This window comes from uncultured Sphingomonas sp. (assembly GCF_937871615.1).
Taxonomy (GTDB): Bacteria; Pseudomonadota; Alphaproteobacteria; order Sphingomonadales; family Sphingomonadaceae; genus Sphingomonas.
This window is the reverse complement of sequence record NZ_CALMPA010000032.1, coordinates 39,085-46,665: the sequence shown is the minus strand read 5'-3', so window position 1 is coordinate 46,665 and position 7,581 is coordinate 39,085. Positions and strand designations below refer to the sequence as shown.

The window sequence follows — 7,581 nt, the reverse complement described above, 5'->3', positions numbered from 1 at the left end:
GCAACGCCGCGAGCGCGCCCGCCACATCGCCGGGCGCCCGCGCCTCGATCACCGCCGCCGGTGCGCTGTAAAGCCGCGCGGGCGCGCCACCGGCGCGCGCATCATCCAGCAATACGAAGGGGGCGGGGGGCAGCATCGCGCGGGTGATGCCCGTCGCCTCGCCTTGCGGCAAGGGCGCGCCGCGGGGTAGGGACGGGCGGCACCCCGCCTGCCGAAAGGATTGTTTGAATGAGCGAACCCGCGTTGCGCGCGATGATCGTGCCGGTCACCGCGATCGAGCAGAATTGTACGATCATCTGGTGCACCAGGACGATGAAGGCGGCGGTGATTGATCCCGGCGGCGATATCCCGCGCATCAAGGCGGCGATCGCGCAGGCCGGGGTGACGGTGGAGAAGGTGCTGCTCACCCATGGCCATATCGACCATGCGGGCGAAGCCAAGCCGTTCGCGGACGAATATGACGTGGCGATCGAAGGCCCGCATGAGGACGACCGCTTCTGGCTCGCGCGGCTGGGCGACGATGGGCGCAACTGGGGGATTCGCGGCGTGCCGTTCGAGCCGGATCGCTGGCTGGACGATGGCGATACGGTGACGGTCGGCGAATTGACGCTCGATGTCTATCATACGCCGGGGCATACCGCCGGGCATGTGATCTTCCACCATGCGCCCTCGAAATTCGCGCAGGTGGGCGATGTGCTGTTCCAGGGCTCGGTCGGGCGGACTGATCTGCCGCAGGGCGATCATCAGCAACTGATTCGCTCGATCGTTACCAAGCTGTGGCCGCTTGGCGATGATACCACCTTCATTCCCGGCCACGGCAAGGCCAGCACCTTCGGGCACGAGCGGCAGTGGAACATGTTCGTCAGCGATGAGGCGCTGTCAGCGGCCTGATCGTCGCGGTGCCGGCCCGCTCCCCCACCCCGCCTCCCATCAGGATATTGACGTGGGAGGCGGGGTGGGGGAGCGGGCCGGCACCGCGACAAAACAAAAAAGCCGCGACTGCCGATAGGGCGGTCGCGGCTTTTTGATCGGGCGGTTGTCGTGAAAGCTGAAATCAGCCCTCGTAATCGGCGCCGAGATTCTGGTTGCGCGGCGGGGCGGCGGCGGTGAGGCGCAGCGCCTCCGCCGACGCGGCCAGGCTGCCGACGGCATCCGCCTCGTCCTCATCGTCGATCTGCACGCGCTGCAGGCTGGCGACGAGCGATTCCTCAAGGCTGCCGGGCAGCACCGTCTCTTCGGCGATCTCGCGCAGCGCGACCACCGGATTTTTATCGCGATCGCGATCAATCGTCAGTTCCGCGCCGCCCGAAACCTGCCGCGCGCGCTGCGCCGCGAGCAGAACCAGATCGAAGCGGTTGGGGATTTTGTCGACGCAATCCTCGACCGTCACGCGCGCCATGGACGCTTTCCTTCGCAAATTTATCGCTGGATGAAGGCGCGCGATCTAGGGGCTGGTGGCCGCGAAGTCAAGAAAAGCGCGCTTGTCGCCTCGCCGGTATCCCGCCAACAATGATGCGATGGAGACGCTGACCGTCGACGGCAACCGCCTGACGCTGATTACGGAGGGGCCGGCGCTGCTCGATGCGCTGATCGCGCTGATCGAGGGCGCGCAGGCGAGCTTGCGCATCCTTTACTATATCTATGCCGACGATGAATCCGGGCGCCGCGTCAATGAAGCGCTGATCGCCGCCGCCGCGCGTGGCGTGGACGTGACGCTGATTGTCGACGGGTTCGGCAGCGATCGGGCGGGGCGCGAACATTTCTTCGATCCGCTGGCCACGGCGGGGATCGCGGTCTGCTGGTTCATGCCGCGCTTTGGCCGGCGCTATCTGTTGCGCAACCACCAGAAGCTCGCGCTGGCCGACGGGAAGCGCATTCTGATCGGCGGGTTCAACATCGCCAATGACTATTTCGCCGCCGCCAGCGCGGATGCGTGGCGCGATCTGGGGTTGCTGCTGGATGGCCCGGCGGCTGGCCGGATCGCGCCCTATTTCGATGCGCTGCGTGAATGGGTGCTGCGCCCCGATGCGGCGACGCGCCATCTGGGCAGGACGCTGGCGCAATGGAGCGAGCCGAGCGGCGCGGTGCGCTGGCTGATCGGCGGCCCGACGCGGCGTTTATCGCCCTGGGCGCGCGCGGTGCGCCACGATATGCGTTCCGCGCGCCGCATCGACATCATCGCCGGCTATTTCACGCCGAGCCCGATGATGCTGCGCCGGCTGGATCGCGCGGCGCGGCGCGACGATCGGGTGCGGATCGTGACCGCCGCTCGATCGGACAATAACGCGACGATCGCCGCCGCGCGCTTCACCTATCGCGGCCTGCTGAGGCAGGGCGTGCGGATTTTCGAATATGCCCCGTCGAAACTGCATACGAAGCTCTATGCGATCGACGATACGGTGCATGTCGGCAGCGCGAATTTCGATATGCGCAGCTTGTTCATCAATCTGGAGCTGATGCTGCGGATCGAGGATGCCGGCTTCGCGGCGCAGGCTCGCCGCTATATCGACGGCGAGGTGGCGCATTCGAACGAGATCACGCCGGATGGCTATCGCGCCGCCACCGGCTGGTGGCAGCGGATCAAGCAGTTCGTCGCCTATCTGATCGTCGGTGTGGCTGATCCCACGCTGTCGCGCGGGCTCAATTTCGGGATTGATGAGTGATGGTGTGCGGTCTCGGGGCGGACGATGGCGAAGCCATCGTCGTCGGACGGGCTCGGCTTTGCCGACCCGCCGGCCGGACGCGGAGTTGCGCGGCATGGGCCGCGCACCAGCGCGTCAGCCTGACGCGCTTACTTCCGCGTCTTTCCACGCCCAATAAAGCTGGGCCGGGGGCACGTTCCACCATTCCATGCCATGGTCGATCCGCGGGAAATGCGGCGCGACGAAATCGCGCACCTTCGGGCTGAACTGATAGACCAGGAAAGCCCCGCCGGGGCGGATCACGCGCTGAGTCGCGGCGGCGATCGTCGGGCCGACGCCGCTGGGCAGCGTGGAAAAGGGCAGGCCCGAAAGCACGTAATCGGCCTGTTCATGGCCGTGCTGCGCGACGATCGACTCGACATCCGCTGCTGAGCCGAGGACGGGCACGAAGCGCGAATCCCCGATCGTGTGGCGCAGATAATTGATGAAATCGGGGTTGGTGTCGATCGCGAGCAACGTCGCGTCGGGCGCCATCTTCTCAAGGATCGGGCGGCAGAAAGTGCCGACGCCGGGGCCATATTCGACGAACAACTTGCATTGCTGCCAGTCGACGCGTCCGAGCATCTTCTCGATCAGCTTGTCGGAAGACGGGATGATTGATCCCACCATCACCGGATGCTTGAGAAAGCCCTGGAAGAACATCTGCCAAGGGCCCGGAACACCTGCTGGGCGGGACCGCGCGGGGCGGACGGCACTGGTCGAACTGGGCATTGAGGCTATGTCACTCCCGGATGTGGAGATGGGCGGTATCCCGCCCCGTCGCACATCTGCCAAACGCTGGGCAAGCGCTATCGGTTGCGAACGGGGGGTTGCGTCGCGGCGACAAGCGCCTAAGCGAGCGGGATGCACGACGGAACGAGCGTGGGGCGGACGGGGCAGGTGGCGGTGATCTTCGTCTCGCAACGCACCGCTACCGATGGGGAAGGCTATGCCGCCGCCGCCGCGGCGATGGACGCGCTTGCCGCTCAGCAGCCCGGCTATCGCGGGGTGGAGAGTACGCGGGACGCGGATGGCTTTGGCATCACCATTTCCTATTGGGCGACCGATGCGGACGCGTGCGCGTGGCGCGATCACCCGGATCACGCCGCGATTCGCGCCCGCGGGCGGGCGGACTGGTATCAGAATTATCAGGTGATCGTGGCGCGGGTCGAGCGCGGCTATGGCTGGGTGCGGCCATGACGCGCGGTTTCGACCGACGCTTCACCTTATTGTTCCTCGTCATGCTGACGATCGCGGCGGGAAATACCGCGCTGCAATCGGTGCTGCCCGCGCTCGGGCGATCAATGGGCGTGAATGACAGCGCGGTCGCGGCGGCGTTTTCGGTTTCCGCGCTGCTGTGGGTGATCGCCGCGCCATTCTGGGCCAATCGCTCGGATCGGCAGGGGCGGCGCGCGATGGTGCTGCTCGGCGTGGGCGGCTTCACCGTGAGCCTTGGGCTGTGCGGGCTGTTTCTCGCGGCGGGGATCAACGGCTGGATCAGCGGCACCGCCGCGTTCGGGCTCTTTATCGTCGGGCGGCTGATCTACGGCACGTTCGGATCGGCCGCCCCCCCGGCGGTGCAGGCGATGGTGGCCGGCAACACCACGCGCGAGGAGCGTACCCGCGCGCTGACGCTGCTCGCCTCGGCCTTTGGGCTGGGCACGATCCTCGGCCCGGCGATCGCGCCTTATCTGCTGCTTGGGCATTTCGGCGCGTTCGAGGTCGGGCTGGCGGGGCCGGCGTTCATCTTTGCCGCGTTCGGATTCGCGATGTTCGTCACCGTGCGGCGCGTGCTGGAGGACGATCGCGATATCGCCTCGGGAATCCATGGCGCGGCGACCGCCTATCCCTCGATCGGTGGGCAGGGGACCGGCGCGAGCGTGCGCGCGGCGACCGAGCCGCGCGGCGAGGAGGTGAAATTCACCGATCCGCGCATTCGCGGCTGGCTGATCGCGGGGCTGGTTTCCGGCCATGCACAGGCGATGACCGGGCAGGCGATCGGCTTTCTGGTGATTGATCGGCTGCACCTTGTTCCGGCGATGGCGCTGCAACCCACGGGAATCGTGCTGATGATGGGCGCCGGCGCATCGCTGCTGGCGCAATGGGGCATCATTCCGATCCTGAACCTCACGCCGCGCGTGCTGATGCTGGCCGGGCTGGTGGTGGCGGCGGCGGGCACCGCGCTGACCGGGCTGGCGACATCGCTCTACGGCATCGCCACCGCTTATGCGCTGGCGAGCCTCGGCTTCGGCTTCATCCGCCCCGGCTTCACGGCGGGATCGAGCCTTGCGGTGGGGCATGAGTCGCAAGGCTCGGTCGCGGGCAAGGTGACGAGCATCAACGGCGCGAGCTTCATCCTCGGGCCGTCGATCGGTGTCGGCCTGTATGAACTGTATCACCCATTGCCCTATCTTACGGCGGGCGCGGCGTGCCTGCTGCTGCTGAGCTATTGCTGGTTGCGGCTGCGGGACCAGCCGGCGGATGAGGCCGTGGAAATCGCGACCGCCGATTAGTGGCAGACTCGATCAGCACGGTGCCGCGCTGATCGAGTTTGGACCCTAAGCCCGGCTCAGCCGCCCTTGGGGCCGTGCGGCATCAACTGGCCGGGCATGACGAAGCCGATTGATTGCGGCGCATGTGCCTCCTGCTTCAGCCGGGCGGCGATCTCGGCATATTCACGCTCAAGCTCGGGCGTCACGCTGGCGCGCGATTCCTTCAGCGCGGCACGGAAATGCGCCATGGTCACCGCCGGCGTCTCGCGCGATTCGCGCAGCGCGATCAGCCCGGCGCGGCGCACCACATCCCCCAGATCCGCGCCGGTGAAGCGATCGGTCTCCGCCGCGACGACATCGAGATCGACATCCCCGGCGAGCGGCATCTTCTGCGTCTGGATCGCGAGGATGCGGCGGCGCCCGGCGCGATCGGGCACGCCGACATAGATCAGCTCGTCGAACCGCCCCGGCCTGAGCAGCGCCGGATCAATCAGATTGGGCCGGTTGGTCGCGCCGATCACGACGACCGATTGCAACTCCTCCAGCCCGTCCATCTCGGCGAGGATGGTGTTGACGACGCGCTCGGTCACTTGTGGTTCGCCCAGCCCGCCGCCGCGCATCGGAACGAGGCTGTCGAGTTCGTCGATGAAGATCACCGTCGGCGCCACCTGGCGCGCGCGCTGGAACAGGCGCGCGATCTGCTGCTCGCTCTCGCCATACCATTTGCTCAACAGGTCGCTCGATTTGGTGGCGATGAAATTCGCCTCCGCCTCGCGCGCGACCGCCTTGGCGAGCAGGGTCTTGCCCGTGCCGGGCGGGCCATAGAGCAGAAAGCCCTTGGCCGGGCGGATGCCGAGTCGGCGGAAGGCATTGGGATCCTTCAGCGGCAGTTCGACGCCTTCCTTCAGCCGCATCTGCGCATCATCGAGCCCGCCGATATCCGCCCAGCGCACGGTGGGCGCCTGCACCATCACTTCGCGCATCGCGGATGGCTGCACCCGCTTCAGCGCCTCCATGAAATCCTCGCGCTTCACCGCCAGCGTATCCAGCACCTCCGCCGGGATCGTGCGCTCCTCCAGATTGAGCCGCGGCATGATCCGGCGCACCGCCTCGATCGCCGCCTCGCGGGTGAGCGCGGCGAGATCGGCGCCGACGAAGCCGAAGGTGGTCCGCGCCAGTTCGTCCAGGCTGACGTCGTGCTCCAGCGGCATCCCGCGCGTGTGGATGCCCAGGATCTCGCGCCGTCCGCGCTCGTCCGGCACCCCGATGACGATCTCGCGATCGAACCGGCCGGGGCGGCGCAGCGCCTCGTCGACCGCCTCGGGCCGGTTGGTCGCGGCGATCACGACGAGATTGGCGCGCGATTCCAGCCCGTCCATCAGCGTGAGAAGCTGGGCGACGACGCGTTTTTCCGCTTCACCCGATACCTGCCCGCGCTTTGGCGCGATCGAGTCGATTTCGTCGATGAACACGATCGAGGGCGCGTTCTTGGCCGCTTCCTCGAACACGGTGCGCAGCCGCTGTTCGCTCTCCCCATAGGCCGAGCCCATGATCTCCGGCCCGTTGATGAGGAAGAATTGCGCATCGCTTTCGTTCGCCACCGCGCGGGCGAGGCGTGTCTTGCCGGTGCCGGGCGGGCCGTGGAGCAGCACGCCCTTGGGCGGCTCCACCCCCAGCCGTTCGAACAGTTCCGGATAGCGCAACGGCAGTTCGACCATCTCGCGAAGCTGATCGATCGTGGCCGCCATGCCGCCGATATCGTCATAGGTGACATCGGCGCGGCGCGCGTCGCCCGGCGCCTGATATTCGGGGCGCAGCTCAACTTCGGTATTCTCGTCGATATGGACGATGCCCTTGGGCGCCGCCGACACCACGATCAGCCGGATTTCCTGAAGCGCATAGGCCGGCGCGTTGACGAATTGCGCCATGCCGGGCGGCATGTTCTGCACTCGCTGATGCCCGGTTGTCGCCACTATATCGCCCTGGCAGAGCGGGCGATGGAAGAAGGTGCGCTTCAGTGCGTTGGTCGAGCCTTGCAGCCGCAAATTCTCCTGCGCGGGGGCGAAGACGACGCGCGTTGCCGGCTTCGATTCAGCCCGGCGCACTTCGACGAAATCGCCCGAGCCGACCCCGGCATTGGCGCGCTGGAGCCCGTCGATCCGGATGATTTCCAGCCCCTCGTCATCGGCATAGGGGCCGACTGCGCGCGCGGGCGTCGATTTCTTGCCGAGGATTTCGACCACGTCGCCATCGGTGATCCCCGCCGCCGCCATGAAATCACGCGGCAGATGGGCGATGCCGTGCCCGGAATCCTCCGGCCGTGCATTGGCAACCTGTAGCTTGCGCACCGCATCCCCATCATCTGCCACTATCCGCCCTCCATACCGCTTCATCGTGGGAGATAGAAA

7 protein-coding genes are annotated in these 7,581 nt (G+C 66.9%); 4 read left to right on the top strand and 3 right to left on the bottom strand.

Annotated elements, in window-relative coordinates; translation table 11 throughout:
* Positions 1-228: 228 nt before the first annotated feature.
* Positions 229-891, top strand: a complete 663-nt coding sequence (locus Q0316_RS08505; protein WP_298671299.1) for an MBL fold metallo-hydrolase — start codon at positions 229-231, stop codon at positions 889-891.
* A 163-nt stretch (positions 892-1,054) separates the two neighbouring features.
* On the opposite strand, the gene rpoZ is transcribed toward Q0316_RS08505, so the two are convergent.
* Positions 1,055-1,399: a DNA-directed RNA polymerase subunit omega gene (gene rpoZ / locus Q0316_RS08500; RefSeq protein WP_298671298.1), complete on the bottom strand. Its 345-nt coding sequence runs from the start codon at positions 1,397-1,399 to the stop codon at positions 1,055-1,057.
* A 118-nt stretch (positions 1,400-1,517) separates the two neighbouring features.
* Here rpoZ and Q0316_RS08495 point away from each other — a divergent pair, with 118 nt between their 5' ends.
* On the top strand, positions 1,518-2,663 hold the full coding sequence (locus tag Q0316_RS08495) for a phosphatidylserine/phosphatidylglycerophosphate/cardiolipin synthase family protein (RefSeq protein WP_298671297.1): 1,146 nt from the start codon (positions 1,518-1,520) through the stop codon (positions 2,661-2,663).
* 114 nt (positions 2,664-2,777) lie between these two features.
* Here Q0316_RS08495 and Q0316_RS08490 read toward each other — a convergent pair whose 3' ends face one another.
* A complete protein-coding gene (locus Q0316_RS08490) occupies positions 2,778-3,413 on the bottom strand; it encodes a class I SAM-dependent methyltransferase (RefSeq protein ID WP_298671295.1) in 636 nt (211 codons plus the stop codon).
* A gap of 132 nt (positions 3,414-3,545) precedes the next feature.
* On the opposite strand from Q0316_RS08490, the gene Q0316_RS08485 reads away from it, so the two are divergent.
* Positions 3,546-3,881: an antibiotic biosynthesis monooxygenase gene (locus tag Q0316_RS08485; protein ID WP_298671293.1), complete on the top strand. Its 336-nt coding sequence runs from the start codon at positions 3,546-3,548 to the stop codon at positions 3,879-3,881.
* Complete coding sequence (locus Q0316_RS08480) at positions 3,878-5,194, top strand: MFS transporter (RefSeq protein WP_298671292.1); 1,317 nt, start codon at positions 3,878-3,880, stop codon at positions 5,192-5,194. Before Q0316_RS08485 ends, Q0316_RS08480 begins: the two co-directional genes overlap by 4 nt.
* Before the next feature lie 56 nt (positions 5,195-5,250).
* Here the strand turns inward: Q0316_RS08480 and Q0316_RS08475 are convergent, their stop codons facing one another.
* Complete coding sequence (locus Q0316_RS08475; RefSeq protein ID WP_298671291.1) at positions 5,251-7,542, bottom strand: CDC48 family AAA ATPase; 2,292 nt, start codon at positions 7,540-7,542, stop codon at positions 5,251-5,253.
* Positions 7,543-7,581 lie beyond the last annotated feature (39 nt).

Bases quoted from the DNA above. Each gene is read 5' to 3' on its own strand.
- Q0316_RS08490 (WP_298671295.1), bottom strand. From the start codon at position 3,413: ATGCCCAGTTCGACCAGTGCCGTCCGCCCCGCGCGGTCCCGCCCAGCA.
- rpoZ (WP_298671298.1), bottom strand. From the start codon at position 1,399: ATGGCGCGCGTGACGGTCGAGGATTGCGTCGACAAAATCCCCAACCGC.
- Q0316_RS08495 (WP_298671297.1), top strand. From the start codon at position 1,518: ATGGAGACGCTGACCGTCGACGGCAACCGCCTGACGCTGATTACGGAG.
- Q0316_RS08485 (WP_298671293.1), top strand. From the start codon at position 3,546: ATGCACGACGGAACGAGCGTGGGGCGGACGGGGCAGGTGGCGGTGATC.
- Q0316_RS08480 (WP_298671292.1), top strand. From the start codon at position 3,878: ATGACGCGCGGTTTCGACCGACGCTTCACCTTATTGTTCCTCGTCATG.
- Q0316_RS08505 (WP_298671299.1), top strand. From the start codon at position 229: ATGAGCGAACCCGCGTTGCGCGCGATGATCGTGCCGGTCACCGCGATC.